This is a genomic window from Streptomyces sp. NK08204, from assembly GCF_020400585.1.
Classification (GTDB): domain Bacteria; phylum Actinomycetota; class Actinomycetes; order Streptomycetales; family Streptomycetaceae; genus Streptomyces.
The window spans coordinates 26,143-52,133 of the sequence record NZ_JAINVF010000011.1; the positions used below are offsets into that span (position 1 = coordinate 26,143).

A 25,991-nucleotide genomic window follows, 5' to 3' on the forward strand; every position below is an offset into this window, starting at 1 on the left:
GGGCGTCAGGCCGCCCCGCCCTTGTCCTCCCGTTCGTCGTCGACGATCTCCGCGTCGACCACGCCTTCCTCGTCGGACGTGCCCTGCGCGCCGGACGGGCCGGACGGGCCGCCGGACGCGGCGGCGGACGCCGACGCCGACTCGTACATGGCCTGTCCCATCTTCTGGCTGACGGTGGCGAGTTTCTCGACCCCGGTACGCAGTGCCGCGGTCTCGGCATTGTGCTCCAGCAGGTTCTTCAGTTCCGTGACCGCCTCCTCGACCTCGCCGCGGGTGCCGGCGGGGACCCGTTCCTCGTTGTCGCGGAGGAACTTCTCGGTCTGGTAGACGAGTTGTTCGGCCTGGTTGCGGGTCTCGGCGGCCTCGCGGCGTTTGCGGTCCTCCTCGGCGTACTGCTCGGCGTCCCGCATCATGCGGTCGATGTCCTCCTTGGGGAGGGCGGAGCCGCCGGTGACGGTCATCTTCTGTTCCCGGCCGGTGGCGAGGTCCTTGGCGGAGACGTGCATGATCCCGTTGGCGTCGATGTCGAAGGCGACCTCGATCTGGGGCACGCCGCGCGGGGCGGGCGGCAGACCCGTGAGGTCGAAGACGCCGAGCTTCTTGTTGTAGGCGGCGATCTCGCGTTCGCCCTGGTAGACCTGGATGCCGACCGAGGGCTGGTTGTCGGTTGCGGTGGTGAAGATCTCGGAGCGGCGGGTCGGGATCGTGGTGTTGCGTTCGATCAGCTTGGTCATGATGCCGCCCTTGGTCTCGATGCCCAGGGACAGCGGGGTGACGTCGAGGAGCAGGACGTCCTTGACGTCGCCGCGCAGCACGCCCGCCTGCAGTGCCGCGCCGACGGCGACCACCTCGTCGGGGTTGACGCCCTTGTGCGGGTCCTTGCCGGTGAGCTGGCGGACCAGGTCCGTGACGGCGGGCATCCGGGTGGAGCCGCCGACCAGGATGACGTGGTCGATGGCGGACAGCTGGATCCCGGCGTCCTCGACGGCCTGATGGAAGGGTTTCTTGCAGCGCTCCAGCAGGTCCGCGGTCAGCTCCTGGAACTGCGCGCGCGTCAGCTTCTCCTCCAGGTGCAGGGGGCCTTCGGCGGAGGCCGTGATGTAGGGCAGGTTGATGTTGGTCTCCGACGACGAGGACAGTTCGATCTTGGCCTTCTCGGCGGCCTCCCGCAGTCGCTGCACCGCCATCTTGTCGGCCGCGAGATCGATGCCGTACTGGCCCTTGAACCGCTTGACCAGGTGGTCGACGATCCGCTGGTCCCAGTCGTCGCCGCCGAGGTGGGTGTCGCCGTTGGTGGCCTTGACCTCGATGACGCCTTCGCCGATCTCCAGCAGGGACACGTCGAAGGTGCCTCCGCCCAGGTCGAAGACGAGGACCGTCTGCTCCTCGCCGCGGTCCAGGCCGTAGGCGAGGGCGGCGGCGGTGGGCTCGTTGATGATCCTGAGCACCTTCAGCCCGGCGATCTCCCCGGCCTCCTTGGTCGCCTGCCGCTGGGCGTCGTCGAAGTACGCGGGTACGGTGATCACCGCGTCGGTGACCTCCTCGCCGAGGTAGGCCTCCGCGTCCCGCTTCAGCTTCTGCAGCACCCGCGCCGACAGTTCCTGGGCCCGCAGCCGGGTCCCGTCGATACTGCCCTGCTCGGGGAAGCGCCAGTTCGCGTCGCCCATGTGACGTTTGACGGAGCGCGCGGTGCGCTCCACGTTCGTCACCGCCTGCCGCTTGGCGACCTCGCCGACCAGCACCTCGCCGTTCTTCGCGAACGCGATCACCGAGGGCGTGGTCCGTGCACCCTCGGCGTTGGTCACGACGGTGGGCTCGCCGCCTTCCAGCACGGCCACCACCGAGTTCGTCGTCCCGAGATCGATACCGACCGCACGTGCCATCGCCGTCCCCTTCCGCCAGGGCGCCCGCTGCCCTTCCAGCACAGAACGTGCGTGCGGCGTTGTCAATGCGGCGATGCCGCGCCCCGGGCGGGAACGCGGCATCGCGGGGAGGTGCGGACCTGGTCCGGCCCGGCGGTCAGGCCAGCTCGGCGGTCAGGGTGATCGTCGTACCGGCCAGGGCCTGGCTGACCGGGCAGTTCTTCTTGGCGTCCTCGGCGGCCGACGCGAAGCCCTCCTCGTCGAGGCCGGGGACCTCGCCGCGGACGGTGATGTGGATGCCGGTGATGCCCTCGCCGGGCTGGAAGGTGACGTCGGCCTTGGTCTCCAGCCGGGTGGGCGGGGTGCCGGCGCCGGTCAGCCCGTGGGAGAGAGCCATGGAGAAGCAGCTCGAGTGGGCGGCGGCGATCAGCTCCTCGGGGCTGGTCCTGCCGTTCGCCTGCTCGGCGCGCGACGGCCACGACACCGGCTGCGCGGGGATGCCGGAGGAGTCGAAGGTGACGGTGCCGCTGCCCTCGAGCAGATTGCCTTCCCAGACGGTGTGTGCGGTGCGCGTGGTTGCCACGACTGTTCCTTTCACGTGTGGTACTGGTTTCCGGGGCCCCATCCGATCACATCCGGGCTCCGCGCACCCGCAAGACCGGTCCACACGCGGTGAACGGGATGTGTCGCGGTCCGGGCCGGTTCAGGCGGCCTGCTCATCCTCCGCGTCCTGCGCGGGGGCGGTGAGCGGCAGCCCCGGTGCGTTCAGCTCCTGCAGCCAGCGGCGCAGGACGCTGTGCACGTGCTCGGCACCGACCAGCTCCTCGTCCGGGCCCGTCGGCGGGGTCAGGGTGAGCGGGGAGAGCAGGAACGGATGGGACTGGGCGCCGCCGAGGCCGCCGTGGGAGCCGATCTGTTCCTCGAAGCAGAGGACTTCGCCGTCGGCGGGGTCGTGGGCCGAGTTCACCATGATGTCGGCGGCGTGCGGAAAGGTGTGGGTGCGGCGTACGGCGTCGGCGGCGCCGAGGCCGAAGCGGGCCAGCGGACCGGGCTCCTCGTGCAGTGCGGCCAGGGGGATCTCGGTGCCGTGGGGGCCGAGGACCACACCGTCGTGTTCCGCGCTGCGCACCAGGAGGAAGCCGACGCCGGGATGATGGGCGAGGGTGGTGAGCAGGGCGGGGTGGCGGGCGTCGATCTCCTCCTTGGTCATGCGGTGCGGTACGTCGGGGAAGGAGACGAGGCCGAGGTTGCCGGAGGCCAGCACGACGGGTTCGCGGCGGCGCGAGGGGCGGTGGTGTTCGCCGCGCTCCTCGACCGGGCGGCGCAGTGCGGCGCGTACGGCGGCGCGGGCCTCGGCGCCGCTGCGGGTTCGCTCGGCGCGGCGGGGCACGGGCAGTCCGCAGCCGGCCCGGACCAGGTCGGCGAGGGTGAGGCCGTAGCGGGCGCGGAAGGTTTCGCCGGGGCTCTGACCGTGGTCGGAGAGGACGACGAGGCGGTAGGGGCGGGGGGCGTGTTCGGCGACCCTCTCGATGAGCGCGAGGCAGCGGTCGAGGCGTTGCAGGACCTTCTCGGCGTCGCGGCTGCGCGGGCCGGAGTGGTGGGCGACCTCGTCATAGGCGACGAGGTCGGCGTAGACGGCGGCGCGGCCGGCGAGCATGTCGCCCATGACGGCGGCGACGACCACGTCGCGTTCCACGACGGTGGCGAAGGCGCGGACGAAGGGGTACAGGCCGCCGCGTGAGACCCTCGGGCGCTGCCTGCCGATGCGGGCGCGGGCGGACTGGGCGATCTCGCGGACGACTTCGGCGATGAAGGACAGGGCGGTACGGACGGCGTTGGCCGGGTCGGAGAAGTAGGCGAAGTAGCCGGCGCGGGAACGGTTCTCCCGGCCGCGGCGGCGGGTGGCGATGGACAGGACGAGGGCCTGTTCACCGGCGCCGCCGCTGAACAGGTTGCCGCGGCTGGCGCCGTCGACGGCGAGCAGTCCGCTGTCACCGGTGTGCCGTACGGCGCGGCGTTGCAGTTCGGCGGCGCTGGTCGGGCGGTTGCAGACCATCACCTCGCCCCGGTCCTTCTCGTACCAGCGGAAGGCGGGCACGTCGAAGGTGCTGCCGTGCAGGATGCCCAGCTGGCTGGCCCCGGTCTGGCTGGACCAGTCGGTGCGCCAGCGGGTGAGCCGGTGAGTGGGGGGTGTGCCGTCGCCGGCCGACAGCCAGCGGGCGACGGTCGGCATCAGACCCTTGCCGACCGCGTCGCTGAGGACGTCGTGGCCGACGCCGTCGAGCTGTACGAAGACCAGGGCGGGTGCGGTCGGGCAGGGCGGACCGGTGCCGCGGCGGCGGGTGGCGAGCCGGTGGAGACGGCGGCGGTAGGCCTCGTCGTCGCGTACGGCGAGGGCGGCGCCGGTGGCCGAGGCGACGGCGGACATCACGGCGGCCACCATGACGGCGGTCTCCGGTGCGGCCTCACCCCGGCCGGAGGGGTTCAGGCGCAGGGCGAGCAGCAGCAGGGAGCCGTTGAGGAAGAACACCAGCAGGCCGAGCACGAGGGCGGGGACGAGCAGCAGCAGCCGCACCAGGAGGGGCCAGACCAGGACGGAGAGCACACCGAAGGCGCCGGCGCCGCACGCGGCGGTGACCGCGATCCGGGTGACGCTGTCGCCGTCGGGCGACTGGAGCCGGAAGTCGGGCAGGAGGCCGGCGAGCACGAGCATGGTGAGTGTGGAGACCGCCCACACCGTGACACTCCGTCCGATCTGGCTGGCAGCCCTCCGCCACGGTATGCCTCGCACTCCCGTACACCTCACGTCCCGGCCCGCTCGGCGCACGGCCTCGCTCCACCTTGTCACACGGGTGCGCTCGCGCGGGGCGTCCGCAGGCGGGACTTTCGGAACACGCCCTAGCGGCCGTCGTAGCCCGCCGTCGGCATCGACAGGCGGCGGTGCACCCGCGCCTTCATCTGGGCGTCGTACGACGGTTCGGCACGGCCCACCGTCTCCACACGCACGCCGCGGCGTGCGCACTCGGCGGTGAACTCCTCCACCGATGACAGGGCGCGCGCCAGCACGCGCCGGCTGGGGGCGACGAACACGTCCACGCCGGGCCGCACATCGTCCCACAGTGCGCTGTGGTCGAAACGCAGTCCGCCCAGGAGGAGTTCCCGGGCGATGACGTAGCCGTGTTCGGCGGCCCAGCGGGCGCACATGGCGTGCTGGGTGCGGGAGTCCACCAGGAAGGGGTCGGTCTCCAGCTCCTCGAGAGGTGTCAGACTCGCGATGGCGGTGACCCGCACCGGTGCGGGCCCGTCGCAGGCACCTCGCGACTGTCCCATCGCGCCCCCCTCACCTCGGGTTTCGTCGCCGACCCTACTCCTGCCCGTAGGCTTCGGGGAGTCGCGTGAAGGAGGCGAGGAGAGTGCCGGTGGAGATCACCTGGTGGGGTCACGCCACCTGCACGGTCGAGGACGCGGGCACTCGGGTGCTGACCGATCCTCTGTTCGCCCGCCGGCTCGCGCATCTGCGCCGCCGCCGGGGCGCCGTGCCGCCCGCCCAGGCGCGCCGCGCGGACGCGGTGCTCGTGTCGCATCTGCACGCCGACCATCTGCACGTGCCGTCGCTGGCGGCGCTCGCACCGGGGGCGCGGCTGCTGGTGCCCCGGGGCGCGCCGCGTGCGGTGCCGGGTCTGCGCCGCCTGCGGGGGCTGCGGATCACCGAGGTGGTCCCGGGGGACGAGGTGCGCATCGGCGGGGTGCTGGTGCGGGCGGTGTCCGCGCGGCACGACGGGCGACGGCTGCCGGTCGGCCCGCACCGCTCCCCCGCGCTCGGGTACGTCGTCGAGGGTGAGGCCCGGACCTACTTCGCCGGGGACACGGGCCTGTTCGACGCCATGGCCGAGGAGGTCGGGCCGGTGGACGTGGCGCTGCTGCCGGTGGGCGGCTGGGGACCGTACCTGGGGCCGGGGCACCTGGACGCGGGGCGGGCGGCGCAGGCACTGGCCCGGCTGGCGCCGCGCGCCGCGGTGCCGGTGCACTACGGCACGTACTGGCCGATCGGCATGGACGCGGTGCGCCCGCACGAATTCCATGCGCCGGGGGACGAGTTCGTACGGCTGGCCGCCGTGGCCGCGCCGCAGGTGGCGGTGCGCCTGCTCGGGCACGGGGAGCGGATGCGGCTGGAGGTGGCGCGGTGAGCCGGCTGTCCTCCGCGGCGACGCTGGCCGCCGCGTCGACGGCGACGGTGCCGCCGTCGACGCAGCAGGCGATCGGTTATCCGTCCCTGTTCCTGCTGGTGCTGACAGGGGCGCTGGTGCCGGTGGTGCCGACCGGGGCACTGGTGAGTTCGGCGGCGGTGGTGGCGTTCCATCAGGCGGCGCCGTTCGCGCTGGCACTGGTGTTCGTGACGGCGTCGCTGGCGGCGTTCGCGGGGGATGCGGCGCTGTACTGGCTGGGGCGGCGCGGGATGCGGTCACGCGGTGGCTCGCGCTGGCTGGAGGCGATACGTTCCCGGGCGCCGGAGGAGCGGCTGACGGGGGCGCAGGGGAAACTGGCCGAGCACGGGGTGGCGGTGCTGGTGCTGTCGCGGCTGGTGCCGGCCGGCCGTATCCCGGTGATGCTGGCGTGTCTGCTGGCCGACTGGCCGCTCAGCCGGTTCAGCCGGGGAAACCTGCCGGCGTGTCTGGCGTGGGCGGTGACGTACCAGTTGATCGGGATCCTGGGCGGCTCGTTGTTCCCCGAGCCGTGGGAGGGGGTGGTCGCGGCGGTCATGCTGACGGTGGTGGTCAGTGTGACGCCGGGCGTGGTGCGACGCGTGCGGGGGTTCGCGCGGTAGCGCCGTGGCGGTGCGGCTCCCCCGCGCCTCAGTCCTGCTCCAGCACTCTCGATCCGCCCACCGGGAGGTCCCACAGGTCCTGCGGCTCCCGTCCCGCCTTCTCCCAGGCGGCCCGCGCACGCGTGAGGGGTTCGAGGACCGGTTCCGCGGAGAGGATGAAGGTGCCCCAGTGCATCGGTGCCATGCGGCGTGCGCCGACGTCGAGGGTGGCCTGGACCGCCTCCTCGGGATCGCAGTGGACGTCGGCGAGCCACCAGCGAGGGTCATAGGCGCCGATGGGCATCAGGGCGAGGTCGATGCCGGGGTAGCGGCGGCCGATGCGGTGGAACCAGTGTCCGTATCCGGTGTCGCCGGCGAAGTAGAGGCGCGGGCCGCCCGGTGCGGTGAGGACCCAGCCGCCCCACAGGCTGTGGCAGGTGTCGGTGAGCGTGCGCTTGGACCAGTGGTGGGCGGGCACGAAGTCGAAGCGGACACCGGAGAGTTCGGCGCCCTCCCACCAGTCCAGTTCGGTGACGCGGGTGAACCGGCGGCGCTGGAACCAGCGGCCGAGTCCGGCGGGCGCGAACACCGGTGTGTCGCGCGGGAGCCGGCGCACGGTGGGGGCGTCCAGGTGGTCGTAGTGGTTGTGGCTGATGACGACCGCGTCGACGGGCGGCAGGGCGTCCCAGGGGATGCCCACGGGCGTGATACGGGCGGGGGTGCCGAGGATGCGGCGGGACCAGACGGGGTCGGTGAGGACGGTCAGTCCGCCGATCTGCACCACCCAACTGGCGTGGCCCGCCCAGGATACGGCGAGGGTGCAGGCGTCCGTGCGGGGCAGCGCGGCGGGCGCGTAGGGCAGTCGGGGGAGGTCGGTGAGCCCTTCGGCGCCGGGGCGTACGGCACCTTCGCGGGCGAAGCGGGCGAGGGCCTTCAGGCCGGGCAGCGGGGCGGTGAGCCGGTCGTGGAACGTGCGCGGCCACACCCGGTGCTCGCCCAGCGGGCGGGGCTCGGCCAGCGGCGGGAAGGGGGCGGCGAGGGCGGCGGACGGGGTCGGGTTCGTGGGGACGTCGGCCTGTGTGGTCGTCCTGGGCGTGGCGGGTGAACCGGGCTGCTGCGTCTGCGTCATCGCGGAGGCTCCCATCGCTGAGCGTCGTCGCGGAGATCGTCGAAGACCGACTCGAGAGAGTTGAGGGCGCGCTGCACGTGCGGCAGTTCCAACGGCGTGGGCGACGTGAGGCATTCCGTGCGTTCCTCGTCGGTGCCGCCGAGCAGGGGCCCGGTGGCGAGCCGTACGCGCAGCGCCCCGAGGTCGTCGCCGAAGCGGTGGCCGCCGGGCGCGGGCATGCCGAGCCGTGCGGTGAGGTGGTCCTCCAGCTCCTGGGCGTCGCTGACGCCCCGCGCGCCGAGCGGCTCGCGCAGCGGGCCGAGGTCGGCGTACAGGTGGCGGCCGGCCTGCGGCGGCCGGGCGAGCGCCCCGGCGGCGACGACCGCGGCGTGCGCGGCGGCGGCCACGCGCGCGTGCAGGCGTACAACGGCCTCGCGGCGGTCGATGACGGGCGGGGGTTCGTCGAGCGCGTATCCGGCGGTCGCGGCCAGCGGTCCGGCGATCCGTGCGTCGAGCGCGGTGAGCACGTCGAGCACGCGCGCATGCAGCTGCCGGCCCTGCTCGCCGGCGGGGAAGCGTGCGACGGCCGCGGGCCAGCCGGGCGGCAGCAGGCCGCCGGCCAGGTCGCTGACGACGGTGACCCGGTCGGGCAGCATCTCGGCGGGGCTGAGCAGCACGGTCTGGTGGGGGTCGTGCAGGGTGTCGCGCCAGGTCTCGTCGCTGACCAGGTGCAGGCCCTCGGCCGCGGCGGCCTCGACGGTCTCGTGCAGCAGTTCGGGCGGGGCGACGGTGGCGGTGGGATCGTCGGCGACGGACAGCACGAGCAGGCGGGGATCGCCGCCCTCGGCGCGGACCCGCCGGACCGTCTCCAGGAGGGCGTACGGGTCGGGTACGCCGCCGCTCTCGGCGGGCGTGGGCACGTGGAAGACGGGACGGCCGAGCAGACGCGCGTAGGGCGCCCACCAGGCGGCGCAGGGGCGCGGTACGAGCACGTCGCCGCCGTCCCCGGCGAGCGCGGCGGTCAGGGCGAGCAGCAGGGCGGGCGCGCCGGGGCCTGCGGCGACCCGGTCGGGGGCGCAGGGCAGACCGCGGCGCGTCCAGTAGCCGCAGGCCGCCTCCAGCAGGGCGGGCGGACCGCCTACGGGCTGGGCGTCGGCGCGGGCCGCGGCGGCGGCGAGGTGGGCGGCCAGCTCGGGCAGGACGGGCAGGCCGTCGCCGGGCAGGGACGGCCCGTAGCGGACGGGGCCGTGGCCCTCGGGGTCCGTCCGCCGCATGTCCGCCTCCGGGCAGTCGGTGGTGCGTCGTGTGCAGGGTGCAGTCGACTGTCGTTGTCTGTTGCCGTTTGCCGGTTGCCGTTGGTCGGTTGTCCGTTGCCGTTCGTCGCCTGTCGCCTGTCGCCTGTCGCCTGTCGCCTGTGGATCGTCGGCCCGATTCGATGGTGGCCCGGTCGTCGGGTGCCCTGCGTTGGTGTGTACCCGTCCCACGGCCCGTCCATGGGCGGTAGCGCGCATCACCCGGTCACGCGCCGCGCCGCCGGCGTGTCAACGGTGCGCGGAGCGCCTGCGGCCGTACACCCGGTGGACGGCCGCCCCGCAGGCGGCGGCGATGAGCGTGCTGCCGGCCACCAGGGCGGGTACCGAGTCATTGAAGGCGCCTCCTGCCCCGGCCTCCACGCCGTGCTGCACGCCGGGCGGAGGGCAGCCGCCGGGGTCTCGGAACTCGCGGCAGCCCGGGGCGTCCGGGCAGGACCGGTCCGCGGCGCACGGGTGTTCGTGGCCCCCGCCGCCGCCCACGTCGTCTCTGCCGCCCCCGCCGCCGCCCACGTCGCCTCGGCTGTCTCCGCCGCCGCTCACGTCGCCTCTACCGCCCCCGCCACCGCCCACGTCGCCTCTACCGCCCCCGCCACCGCCCACGTCGCCTCTGCCGCCCCCGCCACCGCCCACGTCGCCTCTGCCGCCCCCGCCACCGCCCACGTCGCCTCTGCCGCCCCCGCCGCCGCTCGCGTCGCCTCTGCCGTCGCCGCACTGGCCGGGCTCCCGGCAGTCGGAGCCGCTGGGGCAGGGCTGCCCCGGCGGGCAGGGCATGCCGCTCTGGCAGTTCTCGCCTTGCCGGCAGTTGCTGCCGTCCCCGCACGGCGTGCCGGCCTGGCAGGGGCGGCCGTCGCCGCACTGCCGGGTGTCCGCGGTGCCGGTGCCCGCGTCGCCCCTCAAACCCTGTGGGACGGCGTGAAGGCCCGGCACGGCCCCGGTGCCAGGGTCGCAGGAGTCGGATGCGAAGACGGTGACGGCGGCACCGGGCCGGGCGGGGCCGGCCTCGGCGGCGGGGCCGACCAGGGCGAGCACGGCACCGGCGACGAACGCGACGGACAGGGCACGGGCGGTGCGGCGCATGGCGTGGGCTCCTCGGCGGAACGGCGGCGATGGGGTCGTACGGCGCTGTCGCGCGGTGGTGGGCACGTGGTGGTGCCCCTCGCTGCCATCACAGCCCCCCGGACGCCGGAGCGCCCGCGGCGAGACCCCATTCGCGGGACGCGAACGGCCCAATGGGTGACCCGCCCCGGCCCGCCCCGCCTCACCAGGTCTTGCCCGAGGGCCTGCTGCGCGTGCTGGATCCCGATGTCCGGCTGACTGCCGACACCCCTGACGGTGCGGTCGTCACGCTCGGCGCCACGAGGTCGCCGCCGTGGCGCGGCTGTCCGCCGCCGTGGCGGCGCGCGGGCGCGCGGTGCTCGTCAACGGCCTGCCCGCCAGGTGTCCTGGCGTGCGGACGGCACCCTGCTGTCGGTCATGACGTTCACGGTCGTCGACGGGCGGACCGCCGGCATCGCGACGTGGCCGACCCGGCCAGGCCCGCGCCGATGGACCTGCCGGGTCCGGAGCAGGTGCCGTCTCAGCCCGCGGGTGTGTCCGGAGTCGCCGACTCGCCGCAGCCTCGTTCGCGGGCGCCCTCGCGGGTGCGGCCCGCGGTGACCAGGCGGCGCGGGTTGCGGCGCAGGTACTCGCCCTCCAACTGCGCCATGCGCTCGTTGTGGGCCCGCAGCGCGTCGTTCGAGCCGTACAGGAGGGTGTCGTGGCGCGTGCGGTGGATGGTCTCCAGCTCCTTCATGAGCTGCTGGTCGTCCAGCCTGCTGGGGTCGACTCCGGTCATGGTGTGCCCCGCTCGTCGTGGTGTCGCGTCCGGTCCGGGTACCCGCCCGGCGTGCACTGTCACCGAGCGGTTCCCGGGAGGGAGCCGTGCAGCTCGTGTTCCTGCATCGACTCCACTGTACGAAGATCCCGGGCCCCGGGCCTGCTCAGCCGCTCGCGCCCGTGCGTCCCCGGCAGGCCGGGGTTTCCGGCAGGTCTAGCGGGCCCGCTCCACCCTGCGTTCGTCCCAGACCGGTTCGGGGGTCTCACGGACGCGTCCGTCGCTGCCGAAGACCAGGAAGCGGTCGAAGGAGCGGGCGAACCAGCGGTCGTGGGTGACGGCCAGGACCGTGCCCTCGAAGGCTTCCAGGCCTTCCTGGAGGGCCTCGGCGGACTCCAGGTCGAGGTTGTCGGTGGGCTCGTCCAGGAGGAGGGCGGTGGCGCCGGCCAGTTCCAGCAGCAGGATCTGGAAGCGGGCCTGCTGACCGCCGGAGAGCCGGTCGAAGGCCTGTTCCGCCTGTTGGGTCAGTTCGTAGCGGCGCAGCCGGGACATGGCCGCGCCCCGGTCCTGGGAGTGTTCCTTCCACAGGATGTCGAGGAGGGTGCGGCCCTGGAGTTCGGGGTGGGCGTGGGTCTGCGCGAAGTGGCCGGGTACGACCCGGGCGCCGAGCTTCCACTCTCCTGCGTGCGCCACTTCCTCCCCGGCCAGCAGCCGCAGGAAGTGCGACTTGCCGGAGCCGTTGGAGCCGAGGACGGCGACCCGTTCGCCGTAGAAGACCTCCAGGTCGAAGGGCCTCATCAGACCGGTCAGCTCAAGTCCCTGGCAGGTGACGGCCCTTACGCCGGTACGGCCGCCCTTCAGGCGCATGGTGATGTCCTGTTCGCGCGGCGGTTCCGGGGGCGGGCCGGCCTCCTCGAACTTGCGCAGGCGGGTCTGGGCGGCCTGGTAGCGCGAGGCCATCTCGTGGCTGACGGCGGCGGCCTGCCGGAGGTTCAGGACGAGTTTCTTCAGCTGGGCGTGTTTCTCGTCCCAGCGGCGGCGCAGTTCCTCGAAGCGGGCGAAGCGTTCGCGGCGGGCCTCGTGGTAGGTGGCGAAGCCGCCGCCGTGCACCCAGGCGTCGGCGCCCGCCGGTCCGGGTTCGACCGAGACGATCTTCTGGGCGGCGCGGGCGAGGAGTTCTCGGTCGTGGGAGACGAACAGGACGGTCTTGCGGGTTTCCCGCAGCTGTTCCTCCAGCCATCGTTTGCCGGGCACGTCGAGGTAGTTGTCGGGCTCGTCCAGCAGCAGGACCTCGTCGGTGCCGCGCAGCAGGGCCTCCAGGACGAGGCGTTTCTGCTCGCCGCCGGAGAGGGTGCGCACCTGCCGCCACTGGGCGCGCTCGTAGGGGACGCCGAGCGCGGCCGTCGTGCACATGTCCCAGAGGGTCTCGGCCTCGTAGCCGCGTGCTTCGGCCCAGTCGGCGAGGGCCTGCGCGTAGCGGAGCTGGGCGGCCTCGTCGTCGACGGTCATGATGGCGTGCTCGGCGGCGTCGACGGCCTTCGCCGCCTCCCGGATGCGAGGCGGTGCGACGGACACGAGCAGGTCGCGTACGGTCGTCTCGTCGCGTACGGAGCCGACGAACTGGCGCATCACGCCGAGTCCGCCGCTGACGGTGACGGTGCCGCCGTGCGGTTTCAGCTCACCGGAGATCAGCCGGAGCAGGGTCGTCTTGCCGGCGCCGTTGGGGCCGACGAGGGCAACGGCTGCGCCTTCGCCGACGCGGAAGGACACATCGCCGAGCAGCGCCCTCCCGTCGGGCAGGTGGTACTCGAGGTGCGCGGCTTCCAGATGTCCCATGGGCAGGCATTCTGCGGTCCGGACGGAGGCCGCGGCAAACGCATATCCGGACGGCTAGCGCGGACGGCCGGCCGACGGTGTTCCGGGCCGCTGCCCCGTGGTGTCCACAGGTTCGCCCGCCGGGCCGCCGCCCGTCGCCGGTTCCACGGTGGCGCCGGCCCAGGACAGGGCCTTCCACCCGTCGGACGGGGAGCCTTCAAGGATCACGACACCGGTGTTGTCGAGCGCGTGGGAGGCGGCGAAGGACACGTCGACGTTTCCGGCGCGGGCGGCGGTCCACACGCGGATGGCGGCGCCGTGGCTGACCATGGCGACGGCCCCGGCACCGCTCGCCGCGGCCTCGGCGACCACGGCGTCGTACCGGGCCAGGGCCTCCTCGCCGCTCTCCCCGCCGGGGACGCGCAGCGCGGTGTCCCCCGCGGCCCAGGCGAACACGGTGCGCACGTAGCTGTGCCCGAGAGGGGAGTCGCCGGGCACCCTCTCCAGGTCACCTGCGGACAGCTCGCGGATGCCGTCGCGGACGATCACGTCCAGGCCGCGAACGGCGGCGAGCGGGGCGGCGGTGAGCTGGGCGCGCAGCAGTGTGGAGGCGTAGAGGGCGTCGATGTCCTCGCCGGCGAGGGCCTCGGGCAGTGCGGCGGCCTGCGCCCGGCCGAGCGGGGTGAGTCCGGGACCGGGTACGTCGGTGTCCAGCAGGCGGGCCACGTTGGAGGGGGACTGGCCGTGGCGGACGAGGAGCAGGCGCATCCGGGCATCTCCTTCCGCACCGGTGAACCGTACCGGTGAAACGCACCGGTGAAACGGCCGGCACACGGGGCTTTCAGCGTAGCCACAAGGCCCTGGGACCCCTCGTGAACGACTCCCCCGACACCACATGTGTCCATATGGCAAAACGCGGGTCTCATCATTCGACATGAGCGCGTACCGTGATCCGTACCGAGGAACGGGCCCGCCGGCCCCCGTGGCCGGTGCGACGAGAAGGGCACAGTCATGCCGAAAGCGCAGGAGACCGCCGTCTACACGCACGGTCACCACGAGTCGGTACTGCGTTCGCACACCTGGCGGACCGCGGCCAACTCCGCGGCCTACCTGCTCGGTTCACTCAAACCCCACATGAAGATCCTGGACATCGGCTGCGGTCCGGGAACCATCACGGCGGACCTGGCGGAACTGGTCCCTGACGGCCATGTCACCGGTGTCGACCGGGCACCGGACATCCTGGACCGGGCCCGGTCCACCGCCGCCGCCCGCGGTCTGGCCAACGTCGACTTCACGGTCGCCGACGTCCACGCCCTGGACTACCCGGACGACACGTTCTGCGTCGTCCACGCCCACCAGGTGCTCCAGCACGTGGGTGATCCGGTGCAGGCGCTGCGCGAGATGCGCCGGGTGACGAGGCCGGGCGGGTACATCGCCGTACGGGACGCGGACTACGCGGCGATGACCTGGTATCCGGCAGTGCCGGGCCTGGACGACTGGCTGGAGCTGTACGAGCGTGTCGCCCGCGCGGGCGGCGGTGAGCCGGACGCCGGACGCCGGCTCACGTCCTGGGCGCTGGCGGCGGGGCTCACCGACATCACCGCCACCTCCGGCACGTGGACGTTCGCCGCGCCGGAGGAACGGGCGTGGTGGAGCGGCCTGTGGGCGGACCGCACCGTGGCCTCGTCGTATGCCGAGCGGGCCACGCAGGGTGGTCACGCGACTACCGAGGAGCTGGAGGCCGTCGCGGCGGCCTGGCGGGAGTGGGGCCGACGGGAAGACGGCTGGTTCACCGTCCTGCACGGTGAGATTCTGTGCCGTAAGGAACCCTGATCGAGGAAGAGCCTGCTCAGGCGGCTCTCGTCACGTGCCCGCCCCTCGGGCCTCCGCCCCCCGGGTCCCTGCCCCCTGGGTCCCTGCCTCCCGGGTCCCTGCCCCCTGGATCAGTGCCCTTCGGGCGGATGCCGGACTCGCCGGTGGGTTCGCCCGTGAACGAGTACGGCGCCCACGGGCCGGTCAGTTCCACCCGCACTCCGGTGACCTCCTGCTTCGTGCGGTCGATGAGTTCCACGAACTCCTCGGATTCCCTGCGCGGCACGAGGTAGGAGGCGTTCAGCACGTTCCCGCCGTACGGGGCGTACAGCCGGGAGTCCTCGGCGTGCCCGGCAAGGGTCGCGTGCAGATGACGCGCCAGCCGCTCGGCCTCCTCCTCCCGTGATTCCGGGGACTCCGGGGACTCCGGGGACTCCGGGGACTCCGGGGACGACTCCGGGTGCACCTGCACGCCCCACTCCACCCGGCCCTCCAACCGCTCCAGGGTGCGCAGGAAATCGGTCTCACGGGTCTCGAGCATGGCCCGTACGGCGCTGTCGTCGGGAAGGACGGTGGCGAGCCGGAGCGGCAGCGGGGTGGTCACGGTGGTGAGCGCGTCGATCACGCCCTCGTGGGCGCGGGCGGTCGCGGCCCGCCATTCCAGGTCCTCCAGGTGGGCACGCAGCCGCGCCTCGGAGAAGTCCTGCTCCGGGACGGTGCTGACCACCGCGACCAGGTCGCGGTGTCTGAGCAGGCCGGGCGGGGCGCCGCCCACTCCGCACAACTGGGACTGGAGTGCCGCTTCGAACGGGCGGCACACGGCGTACACGTAGCGCAGTCCGGTCCGTGGGGTCATCGGGCCTCCCTCGGGTCGTGCTCCCACCCGTCGATGCCCAGCTCCTTCCGGCCCTACCGGGGCTCTTCGCTCCTACCGGGGCTCTTCCCCCTTCCGGGTTCTTCCCACTTCCGTCAGGTTCCTCCCGTCCAGGTTCCTCCCGTCCAGGTTCCTCCCCTGCACTTCTCCGCTGTCGGGTTCGTTCCGGCTTTCCAGGGTGACGCCGCGGGCGCGGGTCGTCACGTCGAATCGGCGGCCGTCAGGCCGGGCCCGCCGCCGGCCGCCCTGTGACCTCCTCCACCAGCCTCCGGGCCGCGGCGGCGATCGCGGCGGCGTCGATGCCGGCCGCGTGCAGTTGTTCGTCGGGCGCGGCCGAGCCGGGCATGGTGCGTACCGCCAGCCGGACCAGGCGGGGCAGGGAACGGCCGTCAGCGAACGCCTCCGCGACGGCGTCCCCCAGGCCGCCCTCCGGGTGGTGGTCCTCGACGGTGAGCAGGCAGCCGGTGTCGGCGGCGGCCCGGCGCAGGGTGTCCGTGTCGACGGGCTTGACCGAGTACAGGTCGATCACCCGTACCGGGACGCCCTCCTCGGCGAGCCGGTCGGCGGCGGCCAGCGCCTCGGGCACGGTCACTCCGGCGGCGACGACGGTGAGCCGGTCCTCCGCGCTGGAGCGCAGCGTCTTGCTGCCGCCCAACTCGAACGCCTCCTCGGGGCCGTAGAGGACGGGGGTCTTGCCCCGCGAGGTGCGCAGATAGCGGATGCCCTCGCAGCCGGCCATGGCGGCGACCAGCTGGGCGGTCTGGTTGGCGTCGCACGGGTAGAGGACCGTCGAGCCGTGGACGGCACGGAACATGGCGAGGTCCTCCAGGCCCATCTGCGAGGGCCCGTCCTGCCCGATGGCGACGCCCGCGTGGGAGCCCACCAGGTTGAGTCCGGAGCCGCTGATGGAGGCCATGCGGACGAAGTCGTGGGCGCGGGTGAGGAACGCGGCGAAGGTGGCCGCGTACGGCAGCCAGCCGCGGCTCGCCATGCCGACGGCGGCGGCGACGAGCTGTTGTTCGGCGATGTAGCACTCGAAGAACCGCTCGGGGTGTTCCTTGGCGAAGATCTCGGTGCGGGTGGAGTCGCCGACCTCACCGTCCAGGACGACGACGTCGCCGCGTGCGGTGCCGAGCGCGGCAACGGCCTTGCCGAAGGCGTCCCGGGTGGCGACCTCCTCACCCCTTTCGTAGCGCGGGAGTTGCAGGACCTCGATCGTGGTGTCGCGCAGCAGGGCGGCGGCGGGCGGTTCACTGACGCGGACGTGCAGGTTGCGCAGGCCGCCGAGTTCGGCGACGGCCTCCTCGGGCTCGGGCAGCGGCTTGCCGTGCAGGCCCTCGCGGTCCTGGACGGCGGCAACACCCTTGCCCTTGAGGGTGCGGGCGAGGATCACGGCCGGCTGCCCGCTGGTGGACCGCGCCTCGCCGAAGGCCCGGTCGACGGCGTCGACGTCGTGGCCGTCGACCTCGATGGTGTGCCAGCCGAACGCCTGGAAGCGGCGGGCGTAGGCGTCCAGGTCGTGCCCGTGCCGGGTGGGCCCGCGCTGGCCGAGCCGGTTGACGTCGACGATCGCGGTCAGGTTGTCCAGATGCTCGTACGCGGCGTGTTCGGCGGCCTCCCACACCGAGCCCTCGGCCAGTTCGCTGTCCCCGCACAGCACCCACACGCGGGCGGGCGTGCGGTCCAGGCGTTTCCCGGCGAGCGCGATACCGACGGCGACCGGCAGTCCCTGGCCGAGCGAGCCGGTGGCCGTCTCCACCCAGGGCAGCCGGCGTGGCGTGGGATGGCCTTCGAGCCGGCTGCCCAGCTTGCGGAAGGTGAGCAGCTCCCCGTCCTCGATGGCGCCGGCCGCCTTGTAGGCGGCGTAGAGCAGCGGCGAGGCATGGCCCTTGGAGAGGACGAAGCGGTCGTTGGCGGGGTTGTCGGGGCGTTCGAAGTCGTAGCAGAGGTGGTGGGCGAGCAGGACGGCCATCAGGTCGGCGGCGGACATCGATGAGGTCGGGTGCCCGGAGCCGGCCGCGGCGGCGGCGCGCACGCTGTCCACGCGCAACTGCTGGCCCAGTTCGGCGAGTTCGGCAGTGTTCATGGGTCTCCTTCGGCGGCGGATACGGGCCGTGGTTGGTCGGGTGCGAGGCCGACTCACGGTGTGGCTCATCCGAGGCTTTCCGCGTAACCGGGGGCAGGGCACCCGAAACGCCCGCCGGGTCACCCGTACGCCGGTCCGTGCACCCGGATGCCACTCCCCCGCCCGATGACGTGCCGAGGCCGGCGGTCGCCGCCGTCGGCAACCGGGGGCATGCGCCGGGCCGGGCGCCCCAACTAGGCTCGTCCGTATGGATATTCTGGGCGCCTCGCTGCGCATCTGCGTCGAAGACCTCGAAGCCGCGATCCCGTTCTACGAGCGCCTGGCGGGCGGCAGAGCGCTCCGCTCCGAGCGCGGGGGTGTCCAGGTCGCCGCGGTCGGCTCGTTCCTGTTGATGAGCGGCCCGGAGTCGGAGCTGGAGATCCTGCGCAAGGTGACCGCGACGATCGCGGTGAAGGACGTGGAGGAGGCCCACCGGCTACTGACGGACCTCGGCGCCCGGGTCGTCGCGGGACCGGTGCCGACGCCGGTGGGCCGGAATCTGCTCGCCGTACATCCGGACGGATCGGTGTTCGAATACGTGGACCACCACACCGGGGGTCATCAGGCCTGACCGGGGGACCGCCGGGACGGGCCGATCGGCAGGGCCGCCCGGCTCAGGGTGTGCCGGGGTGCATGCGGAAGTCGTGGCGGGCGGGCAGGGGCTCGTCGGTGAGGCGGGACCAGAGCCGGCCGATCGTGTCCGCGCCCTCCCTCAGATCCGCGACCTCGAACCCCGCGTCGAAGACGGCCCTGGCGTCGGCGAGCCTGCCCTCCGCGAGCAGCAGTTCGGCCTCCAGCAGCCGGAACCGGCCACGGCTGCGGACGGCGGGCAGGAGCCGTTCCCACACGGCCCGCGCGGTGGCCGTGCGCCGCACCGCGAGCAGGGCCTCGAGGGTCTCGCGGCCGAGCGCGGCCATGGCGGCCGTCCCTGCCTCGCCGTCGTCGGGCCGCTGCCGGCACAGGTCGTCGAAGGCCTCGACGTAGCGTTCCGCGGCCCGCTCGTGGTGGCCGGACTCCTGGTCGGCCACGGCGAGGCAGCGCAGCAACGGCCACATGGACGGGACCGGTCGCAGGCCGCGCTCCCAGCTGCGGACGGCCTGGGCGCGGTCACCGGCGTGCCACTGGGCGATGCCGAGGCGGTACTCGGTGTGCGGGGTGGCGGGTGCGGTCTCCAGCATGTCCCGCCAGTGCGGGGCGACCAGGGTCCGGCCCGGGGGCCATGCCCCGCGCGGCTCGGGCAGCGAGCCGGTGCGCAACAGCTCCAGCCAGGGCGCCTGCGCCTCACCGAGGGTGGTCCCGGGGAAGGGGGTGCCTGGCAACTTCCAGCCTCGGCACAGCACTTCGAGCGCGCCCCAGCCGGAGCCGGTGGCGAGGATCTCGCCGGGTTCGGCGTCGGCGTGCGGCAGCCAGGCCCGGTGGGCGGCCTCGACGCGGGCGCGGGGCAGGAGGGTCTCCAGGCGTTCCTCCGCTGCCCGGACGGCCTGCGGCCACGGGCCGTCGGGGGCTGTGTCGAGGGGGCCGTAGGCCTCTGTCCAGGACACTTCGCTCTCCGCGTCCAGGCGGACGTGTTCCAGTTGGGTGCCGGCGAGTCCGGCCTGGATCTCGCAGTAGCCGCCGGTGCCGGGCTCGGTCAGCCACTCCTGCCAGCGCCGTCCGCCGGGTCCGCTGCCCCACACGAACAGTTTGCGGCCGTGCAGTACGTCGGTGGAGGTCTGGACGAGCCCGTGCCCGTCGGCGTCGAGGGCGGCGATCCAGCGGCGGCGGCCGTCAGGCACCTCGTAGAAGTAGTCGGCCGCACAGGGGCTGTTGAGGGGGTGGCTGCGGTCGATGCCGTCGTGGACCGGTACGGGGACGCGGCGCAGTCGGCGTTCGTACCCGAAGTGCCAGGCCTGCTCGGCGGGGGCGAGGACGCGGCGGCCCTCGGGTACAGCGGTGTTGGACCACCAGTAGGTGGGCACCGGGCGCTCGTGCGGGTTGCGGACGCGGACGCCGACGTGGAGGAAGTCGGAGCCGTCCGGGAGCCACAGGTCGACCTGGAAGGGCAGGTCGCGCAGGGGTTCCCATTCCCACAGGCGCAGCATGTCGCCCCCGTCGGGGGCAGGGACGCGGGCGGCGTGCAGGGGGGCGCAGGCCAGGGTCGTGTGACCGGTGGTGCCGATGTTCCATTCGATGCCGCCGGAGAACCAGGCACCGTTGAGGGCGAAGTTCGCGGGCTGGAACACCGGGTTGCGGTAGAGGAGTTCGCGTCCGGTGGGCAGGTGGAGGAGGGAGACGACACGGCCGCCGAGACCGGGCAGGACGGTGGCGCGCAGCCGGTCGTTCTCGATCACCAGGGCGTCCAGGCGGCGGGGGGCGCGGTTTCTCTCGTATCCGTCGCGGACGGGCACCGGCAGCAGGCTGCGCGGCGGCGCGTGGTCGAGTCGGCGGGCCATGGCCCGCGGCATCGTGTCGCGGTCGCGGTCGTCGACGCGGTGGTCCCCCACTGCGTCGAGGGCGTGGGGAGTGCCCCCGTCGTCGAGCGGGCGGAGCGGGGGCAGCGGGTTGTCCGGTCCCAACTCGGCGGCGGGCAGTGTCAGTACCTCGCGTCGGATCCTGGTCACGGGGCCCATGGAACCGGGCGGCGCGCGGGTCGGCCAGGGGCGCTGCCGGTCAGGATTACGCAAAGGTACGAAGCCGTGGCCTGCCCGGATCCTGGCGGCGGCTGCGGTCAGGCGCGCATCTCGGTGGTGAGCGCCCAGCGTTCATGGTCCCGCCATGCTCCGGCGATGTAGATCATGGCGGGTGAGAAGCCCTCCCGGCGGAAGCCGGCACCGCGGGCGAGGGCGAGGGAGGCGGTGTTGCCGGGCTGGGCGTTGATCTCCAGTCGGTGCAGGCCCATGGGTCCGAACGCGTACCCGATGACCAGGTCGAGGCCCTCGCGCATCAGGCCCCGCCCGGCGGAGTGGGCGAAGGCGCCGTAGCCCAGGGCACCGCACTGGAAGCCACCCCGGACGATGTTGTTGATGTTGATGAAACCGGCGATGGCCCCACCGTCCTTCTCGCACACCAGGAAACCGGCCCTGGCCGGGTCGTCGATCAGTGCCCCCGCGTAGGCGGCGTAGGCCTCCTCGGTCTCCGGCGGGAACAGCCACGGGTGGTGCAGGCGCTTGCTCTCGCGGGCCCGGGCGGTGAACTCGGCGCCGTCCTCGCGGGTGAAATGGCGGATGCCCACGCGGAGGCCCTCGGCGAGGTAGCCGGATCCGGAGTCGGGTATGGAGTGCGTCATCGGCTCAGCGTACGTGCCACCGGCCCCGCACCTGCACGGCGTACGCCCGGCACGGGCCATCCGGGTGACCGGTGCCGTCCGCGAAGGGGACGCTCAGCGCAGCGCGGGCTCGTCCAGTGTCAACGTGCCCGCGTCGGCGTCGAGTTCGGCCATGACACCGAAGGGCACGGTCAACGCGCCCTCGCAGTGCCCGAACCCGGACTCCTCGAGGACGGGGACGCCGAGTCCGCCGAGCCGGTCGGCGAGCATGGGCCGTACCTGCTCGTAGGGATCGCACGCCGCCCAGGAGCCGAGCAGCACCCCGTGCACCCCGTCGAACCAGCCGGAACGCAGGAGCTGAGTGAGGTAGCGGTCCAGCCGGTACGTCTCCTCGCCGACGTCCTCGAGGCACAGCAGCCCGCCGCGCGCCGAGGGCCGGGCGCCGGGGACGCCGCGCTCGGCGGCGAGGAGGCACAGACAGCCGCCGAGGGTGACACCGCGGGCCCGTCCCGGGACGAGGGCGCTGCCGCCGGAGTCGATGGTGCGGACGGTCTCCGGGGCGAAGAGCGTGGCCCTGAGATGGCCTTGCGCCCGCTCGTTCTTGATGAAGTCGACGCCGGCCGCCATCGGCCCGTACAGGGTGGCGAGGCCCAGGCGGGTGGCGAAGGCCTCGTGCAGCACGGTGGTGTCGCTGAAGCCGACGAACACCTTCGGGCCGGCCGCGCGCATCGCATCCCAGTCGAGCAGGTCGATGATCCGCTGGACGCCGTAGCCTCCGCGGGCACACAGGACCGCGTCCACCGCCGGGTCGCACCAGGCCTGCTGGAAGTCGGCGGCTCTGTCGGCGTCCGTGCCCGCCAGGTAGGGGAACCGGCCGTGCCGGTCCAGCACGTGCGGGGCGGGAACCGGGTCGAGGTCCCAGCCGCGCAGCACGTCGAGGCCCGCCTGGAGCCGCTCCTCGGGCACCGGCCCGCTGGTGGCGACCACGGTCACGCGCGCCCCGGGGGCCAGCCGGGCCGGCCGTACCAGTTCTCTCACCTGTGCAACTCCAGCTCCGGGACGTCGGACACATCCAGACCGAACACCTGAGCGTACAAGGACAGCTCGGCCTCCAGTGCGCGGACCATGGTGGAGGCTCGCCGGAACCCGTGTCCTTCGCCCTCGAAGGTGAGATAGGCGTGCGGCACGCCCCGGCCGGCGATCCGGGCGAGGAAGCGTTCGCACTGGGCGGGCGGGCAGATGACGTCGTCCAGGCCCTGGAGCAGCAGGAAGGGCACGGTGAGCCGGCCGGCGTGCTCGGTGGGCGAACGCCCGGCGTACCGTGCGGGCACCTCGGCGCGTGGCCCGACCAGCGACTCCAGGTACCGGGACTCGAAGTCGTGGGTCTCCCCCGGCCCCCAGGTGGCGAGGTCGAGGACGGGGTAGACGATGGTGCCGCAGGCGTACACGTCGGTGGTGGTGAGGGAGACGGCGGCGGTCCAGCCGCCCGCGCTGCCGCCGCGGATCGCCAGCCGTGCGCGGTCGGCGGTGCCCTCGTCGGCGAGGGCACGGGCGACGGCGGCGCAGTCCTCGACGTCGACCACTCCCCACTGCTCGCGCAGCCGTTCGCGGTAGGCGCGCCCATAACCGGTGGAGCCGCCGTAGTCGACCTCCGCGACGCCGATGCCGCGCGAGGTGAAGTAGGCGATGGCGAGGTCCAGTACGAGCGGTGCCCGGCTGGTGGGACCGCCGTGCGCCCAGATGACGTAGGGCGGCAGTTCGCCGTCGGGGGCGGCGTGGCCGGGATTGTGCGGCGGGTAGACGTGGGCGTGCACCTCGCGGCCGGCCGGGCCGGTGAAGGTGCGGACCTGGGGCTGGGGGTAGTAGGCGGGGTCGACGGGATCCCGGTGGCGGGCTCCGATCGTGCGGGCCCGACCGCTCGCGGTGTCCAGTTCCACGACTTCGTAAGCGGTACGCGGGCCGGCGGCGACGGCGACGACCCGGCCGCAGCCGCCTGCCGCGCCGGCCGGGGTCCCGCTTCCGGTGGAGTGGGCGGTCAGGGCGGGGGCGAACTCCGACCAGGGGCCGGCCGCGTCGACCAGCTCACCGGATGCCGTGTCCAGAATGCCGAGTGCGGTCGGCCCGCGACCGTGTACGACCGCGATCAGACCGTTGTCCAGCGGCGTGAACCAGGACAGTCCGAGCTTCCACAGCGGCCCGCCGAACTCCTCCTCGCGGGGGCACAGGGGTGCGCCGTCGCAGTACAGGTTCCACCATCCGCTGCGGTCGCTCGTGTACAGGATCCTGCCGTCTGCCGACCAGTCGACCTGCGCGACGGCCTCCTGCGGTCCACCGGCGACGGTGTCCGGCGGGCCCAGCGTGCCGTCGTCCGCGACCTCGGCGACGAGCAGTTCGGTGCCCTCCCAGGGCATCCGCGGATGGTCCCAGACGAGCCAGGCGGCACGCCGCCCGTCGGGCGAGAGGCGGGCGCCGGTGAGGAACCGGTGCCGGTCGTCGGTGAGTTCACGCACGGCGCCGCGGTCGTCGGCGGCCGACCCGTCGAGCGGTACGGCGGCCAGGACGCGCCGCACATCGCCGGGGCCGGCGCCGGTGAACTCCTCCAGCACGCACCACACCTCGCCGCGCGCGAGGTCGATCCGTGGCTCCGCCCAGCGCAGTCCGCCGCCCCGCGGTGACACGGGGGTCAGCGGGCGGGGCCGGTCACCGGGCCGGTAGCGGTACAGGCGCTGGTCGGCGAAGTGCGTGAACACCACCAGGGGCCCGTCCGACATCACCCCGGTCCAGGGCCGTCCGCCGTACTCGATGACCCGGTTGCGTACGTTCCACGGCGCGGGCAGGACCGACTCCTGCGTGCCGTCCACGAGCCGCCGTACGAGGGCGCGCCGACCGCCCTCGGCGGGGCGGGGCTCGGTCCACCAGACCTCGTCGCCGACGAAGGCCGGCCATTCGGGCTGCCCGTCGTGCGCGGCGGCCAGCGCCGCGTCGACGGGCGAGAGCCACGACCCGTACGCTGCTGTCCGCACCTCGCCCCCTCGCCTAGACGGTCCGCAGGAAACGGTCGAGGACGCGTACGCCGAAGCGCAGCGCCTCGACGGGTACGCGCTCGTCCACGCCGTGGAACAGCGCCTGGTGGTCGAACCCCTCGGGGAGCTTCAGCGGCGCGAAGCCGTAGCAGGTGATGCCGAGCCGGGAGAACTGCTTGGCGTCCGTGCCGCCCGACATGCAGTACGGCACCACATGCCCCTCGGGCGCGAACTCCTGGACGGCGGCCCGCATGGCGGCGTAGGCGGGTGAGTCCAGGGGCGCCTGGAGGGCGACCTCGCGGTGGTGGAACTCCCAGTCCACGTCCGGGCCGGTGAGCTGGTCGAGGGTGGCGCTGAACTCGTCCTCGCCGCCGGGCAGACAGCGGCCGTCCACGAAGGCGACGGCCTCGCCCGGAATGACGTTGACCTTGTAGCCGGCGTCCAGCATCGTCGGGTTGGCGCTGTTGCGGACGGTCGCCTCGACCAGTTGGGCGGCGGGGCCGAGCTTCTCCAGCAGCCGGTCCACGTCCCTCAAGTCCGCCTCGATGCCGTACAGGGCGGCGAGTTCGGTGAGCGAGGCCCGCACGGTCGGGGTGAGCCGGACCGGCCACTCGTGTTCACCGATGCGGGTGATCGCGGCGGCGAGGCGCGTCACCGCGTTCTCCCGGTTGACCTTGGAGCCGTGCCCGGCCCGGCCGCGCGCGGTGAGCTTGAGCCAGCCGGTGCCCCGCTCACCGGCCGCGATGGGGTAGAGCTGCAGGCCGGAGCCGTCGTGGAAGGTGAAGGCGCCGGACTCGCCGATGCCCACGGTGCAGCCCTCGAACAGCTCGGGATGCCGGTCGGCGAGGAACCCCGAGCCGTCCTCGGCGCTCGCCTCCTCGTCGGCGGTGAACGCGACGACCAGGTCGCGGCGGGGCCTGATCCCCTGGCGGGCCCAGGACCGGACGACGGCGAGGATCATGGCGTCCATGTTCTTCATGTCGACGGCGCCGCGCCCCCACACCACACCGTCGCGGACCTCGCCCGAGAAGGGGTGCACGCTCCAGTCGGCGGCCTCGGCGGGCACCACGTCGAGGTGGCCGTGGACGAGCAGCGCGTCCGCGGAGGGGTCGCTGCCGCCGATCCGGGCGACGACGTTGGTGCGGCCCGGCGTCCGCTCCAGCAGCAGCGGCTCCAGCCCGGCCCCGGCCAGTTGCCCGGCGGCGTACTCGGCGGCGGGCCGCTCGCGGCAGTCGCCGCCGCCCCGGTTGGTGGTGTCGATCCGGATCAGGTCGGAGGTGAACTCCACGACCTCGTCAAGGGCCTGACGGTCAGCCATACTGCTCCTCCACCGCGGACGAGACGACCGTCGTGACCGCCTTGAACGTCCGGATTCCCTCGTACATCGTGGCACTGGTGTACGCCACCTTGCGTTCTGCGACGCGGGCGACACCGGGCACGACGGTCGCGGCCATCGCCAGGTGCTCGGCGTCGAACTCCACGGCGACGGTGAACGGCCCGCCGACCAGCGGTTGGTGACGCACCGCCAGCTGTGCGGCCTCCTTGGCGGCGGCGCGGATGTCAGCGGCGGTGCGGGCCGGGGTGCGGCAGACGGCCGCGTACCGCGACACATGGTCCTTGACGGCGACCTTCAGCGCCTCGGGCGCGTAGCCGAGCGCGTCCTCGCAGGCCACGTCGTCACCGGTGACGAGGACGACCGGGACGCCGTACTCGGCGACGACGTGCGCGTTGAGCAGGCCCTCGCTGGCACGGACGTCGTTCAGCCACACCCCGGTGATCTGGTTCGCGAGGTAGGTGTGGGCGAGGACGCCCTCCATGCCGGCGCCCGCGTGGTAGCCGACGAACGCGATACCGTCCACGTCACCGTGCTGGACGCCCTCCACCATGGAGAGCGCCTTGTGCCGGCCGGTGAGCATCTCCACGCGCTCGTCGAGCCGCTCCAGCAGCAGGTTGCGCATGGTCCAGTGGGCCTCGTTGACGAGCACCTGGTCGGCGCCGCCGTCGAAGAAGCCCTCGGCGGCGGCGTTCACGTCGGAGGTGAACATCGACCGGCACCGCTCCCACTGGGACGTCCCTGGCAGCACGTCGGCCGGCCAGGTGATGCCGGTGGCGCCTTCCATGTCCGCACTGATGAGGATTTTCACGCGAGTCCGTCCCATCGCTGATCAGGAGCTTGCCGTCCGGCTGGTGACAGCAGT

The 25,991-nt window shown here is 73.5% G+C and carries 21 protein-coding genes and 1 pseudogene; 4 read left to right on the forward strand and 18 right to left on the reverse strand.

The annotated features are described in order from the left end of the window. Positions 1–5: 5 nt before the first annotated feature. The 4 genes from dnaK to K7G59_RS18645 all read right to left on the reverse strand — a co-directional run bounded on the left by dnaK (position 6) and on the right by K7G59_RS18645 (position 5,192). Positions 6–1,883, reverse strand: a complete 1,878-nt coding sequence (dnaK, locus tag K7G59_RS18630) for a molecular chaperone DnaK (RefSeq protein WP_225835620.1) — start codon at positions 1,881–1,883, stop codon at positions 6–8. A 136-nt stretch (positions 1,884–2,019) separates the two neighbouring features. Next, complete coding sequence (locus tag K7G59_RS18635; protein WP_225835622.1) at positions 2,020–2,445, reverse strand: OsmC family protein; 426 nt, start codon at positions 2,443–2,445, stop codon at positions 2,020–2,022. 120 nt (positions 2,446–2,565) lie between these two features. After that, positions 2,566–4,653, reverse strand: a complete 2,088-nt coding sequence (locus K7G59_RS18640; protein ID WP_225835624.1) for a phage holin family protein — start codon at positions 4,651–4,653, stop codon at positions 2,566–2,568. Between the two features lie 107 nt (positions 4,654–4,760). Continuing rightward, positions 4,761–5,192 (reverse strand): hypothetical protein, encoded by a 432-nt coding sequence (locus K7G59_RS18645; protein ID WP_225835626.1) that lies wholly within the window; start codon positions 5,190–5,192, stop codon positions 4,761–4,763. A gap of 83 nt (positions 5,193–5,275) precedes the next feature. On the opposite strand from K7G59_RS18645, the gene K7G59_RS18650 reads away from it, so the two are divergent. Beyond that, positions 5,276–6,049 (forward strand): MBL fold metallo-hydrolase, encoded by a 774-nt coding sequence (locus tag K7G59_RS18650; RefSeq protein ID WP_225835628.1) that lies wholly within the window; start codon positions 5,276–5,278, stop codon positions 6,047–6,049. After that, positions 6,046–6,687, forward strand: a complete 642-nt coding sequence (locus tag K7G59_RS18655; RefSeq protein ID WP_225835630.1) for a DedA family protein — start codon at positions 6,046–6,048, stop codon at positions 6,685–6,687. The genes K7G59_RS18650 and K7G59_RS18655 overlap by 4 nt, the downstream gene beginning before the upstream one ends. Positions 6,688–6,715: 28 nt before the next feature. Here the strand turns inward: K7G59_RS18655 and K7G59_RS18660 are convergent, their stop codons facing one another. From K7G59_RS18660 to K7G59_RS18685, 6 genes and pseudogenes are all read right to left on the reverse strand, one after another. Continuing rightward, the gene (locus K7G59_RS18660; RefSeq protein ID WP_374114249.1) at positions 6,716–7,795 is read right to left on the reverse strand and encodes an MBL fold metallo-hydrolase; all 1,080 of its coding nucleotides are present in this window, start codon (positions 7,793–7,795) and stop codon (positions 6,716–6,718) included. Then, entirely contained in the window at positions 7,792–9,048 is a 1,257-nt protein-coding gene (locus tag K7G59_RS18665; protein WP_225835634.1) for an aminotransferase class I/II-fold pyridoxal phosphate-dependent enzyme, read from the reverse strand. Before K7G59_RS18665 ends, K7G59_RS18660 begins: the two co-directional genes overlap by 4 nt. Positions 9,049–9,315: 267 nt before the next feature. After that, on the reverse strand, positions 9,316–10,164 hold the full coding sequence (locus K7G59_RS18670; protein ID WP_225835636.1) for a hypothetical protein: 849 nt from the start codon (positions 10,162–10,164) through the stop codon (positions 9,316–9,318). Between the two features lie 499 nt (positions 10,165–10,663). Then, positions 10,664–10,941 (reverse strand): annotated as a pseudogene (locus K7G59_RS18675) (DUF6158 family protein); the annotation flags it as partial. 175 nt (positions 10,942–11,116) lie between these two features. Further along, complete coding sequence (locus tag K7G59_RS18680; protein WP_225835640.1) at positions 11,117–12,736, reverse strand: ABC-F family ATP-binding cassette domain-containing protein; 1,620 nt, start codon at positions 12,734–12,736, stop codon at positions 11,117–11,119. Between the two features lie 54 nt (positions 12,737–12,790). Continuing rightward, a complete protein-coding gene (locus K7G59_RS18685) occupies positions 12,791–13,483 on the reverse strand; it encodes a histidine phosphatase family protein (protein ID WP_225835641.1) in 693 nt (230 codons plus the stop codon). A gap of 243 nt (positions 13,484–13,726) precedes the next feature. Here K7G59_RS18685 and K7G59_RS18690 point away from each other — a divergent pair, with 243 nt between their 5' ends. Beyond that, the gene (locus K7G59_RS18690; protein ID WP_225835647.1) at positions 13,727–14,548 is read left to right on the forward strand and encodes a class I SAM-dependent methyltransferase; all 822 of its coding nucleotides are present in this window, start codon (positions 13,727–13,729) and stop codon (positions 14,546–14,548) included. Between the two features lie 16 nt (positions 14,549–14,564). On the opposite strand, the gene K7G59_RS18695 is transcribed toward K7G59_RS18690, so the two are convergent. Both K7G59_RS18695 and K7G59_RS18700 read right to left on the reverse strand, forming a co-directional pair. Further along, positions 14,565–15,383, reverse strand: a complete 819-nt coding sequence (locus tag K7G59_RS18695) for a GvpL/GvpF family gas vesicle protein (RefSeq protein ID WP_225835651.1) — start codon at positions 15,381–15,383, stop codon at positions 14,565–14,567. 238 nt (positions 15,384–15,621) lie between these two features. Continuing rightward, positions 15,622–17,763, reverse strand: coding sequence for a transketolase (locus K7G59_RS18700; RefSeq protein WP_308295057.1), 2,142 nt, complete (start codon positions 17,761–17,763; stop codon positions 15,622–15,624). On the opposite strand from K7G59_RS18700, the gene K7G59_RS18705 reads away from it, so the two are divergent. Beyond that, positions 17,735–18,097: a VOC family protein gene (locus K7G59_RS18705; protein ID WP_225835655.1), complete on the forward strand. Its 363-nt coding sequence runs from the start codon at positions 17,735–17,737 to the stop codon at positions 18,095–18,097. The genes K7G59_RS18700 and K7G59_RS18705 overlap by 29 nt on opposite strands. A 43-nt stretch (positions 18,098–18,140) precedes the next feature. Here K7G59_RS18705 and K7G59_RS18710 read toward each other — a convergent pair whose 3' ends face one another. The 6 genes from K7G59_RS18710 to K7G59_RS18735 all read right to left on the reverse strand — a co-directional run bounded on the left by K7G59_RS18710 (position 18,141) and on the right by K7G59_RS18735 (position 25,937). Further along, a complete protein-coding gene (locus tag K7G59_RS18710) occupies positions 18,141–20,135 on the reverse strand; it encodes a DUF5107 domain-containing protein (RefSeq protein ID WP_225835657.1) in 1,995 nt (664 codons plus the stop codon). 98 nt (positions 20,136–20,233) lie between these two features. After that, a complete protein-coding gene (locus tag K7G59_RS18715) occupies positions 20,234–20,791 on the reverse strand; it encodes a GNAT family N-acetyltransferase (protein WP_263976485.1) in 558 nt (185 codons plus the stop codon). A 93-nt stretch (positions 20,792–20,884) separates the two neighbouring features. Beyond that, a complete protein-coding gene (locus K7G59_RS18720; protein ID WP_225835659.1) occupies positions 20,885–21,808 on the reverse strand; it encodes an LD-carboxypeptidase in 924 nt (307 codons plus the stop codon). Beyond that, complete coding sequence (locus tag K7G59_RS18725) at positions 21,805–23,793, reverse strand: prolyl oligopeptidase family serine peptidase (RefSeq protein ID WP_225835662.1); 1,989 nt, start codon at positions 23,791–23,793, stop codon at positions 21,805–21,807. The genes K7G59_RS18720 and K7G59_RS18725 overlap by 4 nt, the downstream gene beginning before the upstream one ends. Positions 23,794–23,806: 13 nt before the next feature. After that, positions 23,807–25,111 carry a M20/M25/M40 family metallo-hydrolase gene (locus tag K7G59_RS18730; RefSeq protein ID WP_225835666.1) on the reverse strand — a complete coding sequence of 435 codons (1,305 nt, stop codon included), beginning with the start codon at positions 25,109–25,111 and terminating at the stop codon, positions 23,807–23,809. Continuing rightward, on the reverse strand, positions 25,104–25,937 hold the full coding sequence (locus K7G59_RS18735) for a M55 family metallopeptidase (protein ID WP_225835667.1): 834 nt from the start codon (positions 25,935–25,937) through the stop codon (positions 25,104–25,106). Before K7G59_RS18735 ends, K7G59_RS18730 begins: the two co-directional genes overlap by 8 nt. Between the last annotated feature and the right edge of the window lie 54 nt (positions 25,938–25,991).

Coding starts and splice junctions, on each gene's coding strand:
- K7G59_RS18680 (WP_225835640.1), bottom strand. CDS start 12,736: ATGGGACATCTGGAAGCCGCGCACCTCGAGTACCACCTGCCCGACGGG.
- K7G59_RS18695 (WP_225835651.1), bottom strand. CDS start 15,383: ATGACCCCACGGACCGGACTGCGCTACGTGTACGCCGTGTGCCGCCCG.
- K7G59_RS18715 (WP_263976485.1), bottom strand. CDS start 20,791: ATGACGCACTCCATACCCGACTCCGGATCCGGCTACCTCGCCGAGGGC.
- dnaK (WP_225835620.1), bottom strand. CDS start 1,883: ATGGCACGTGCGGTCGGTATCGATCTCGGGACGACGAACTCGGTGGTG.
- K7G59_RS18710 (WP_225835657.1), bottom strand. CDS start 20,135: ATGGGCCCCGTGACCAGGATCCGACGCGAGGTACTGACACTGCCCGCC.
- K7G59_RS18660 (WP_374114249.1), bottom strand. CDS start 7,795: ATGACGCAGACGCAGCAGCCCGGTTCACCCGCCACGCCCAGGACGACC.
- K7G59_RS18670 (WP_225835636.1), bottom strand. CDS start 10,164: ATGCGCCGCACCGCCCGTGCCCTGTCCGTCGCGTTCGTCGCCGGTGCC.
- K7G59_RS18730 (WP_225835666.1), bottom strand. CDS start 25,111: ATGGCTGACCGTCAGGCCCTTGACGAGGTCGTGGAGTTCACCTCCGAC.
- K7G59_RS18705 (WP_225835655.1), top strand. CDS start 17,735: ATGGATATTCTGGGCGCCTCGCTGCGCATCTGCGTCGAAGACCTCGAA.
- K7G59_RS18700 (WP_308295057.1), bottom strand. CDS start 17,763: ATGCGCAGCGAGGCGCCCAGAATATCCATACGGACGAGCCTAGTTGGG.
- K7G59_RS18665 (WP_225835634.1), bottom strand. CDS start 9,048: ATGCGGCGGACGGACCCCGAGGGCCACGGCCCCGTCCGCTACGGGCCG.
- K7G59_RS18690 (WP_225835647.1), top strand. CDS start 13,727: ATGCCGAAAGCGCAGGAGACCGCCGTCTACACGCACGGTCACCACGAG.
- K7G59_RS18685 (WP_225835641.1), bottom strand. CDS start 13,483: ATGCGCCTGCTCCTCGTCCGCCACGGCCAGTCCCCCTCCAACGTGGCC.
- K7G59_RS18645 (WP_225835626.1), bottom strand. CDS start 5,192: ATGGGACAGTCGCGAGGTGCCTGCGACGGGCCCGCACCGGTGCGGGTC.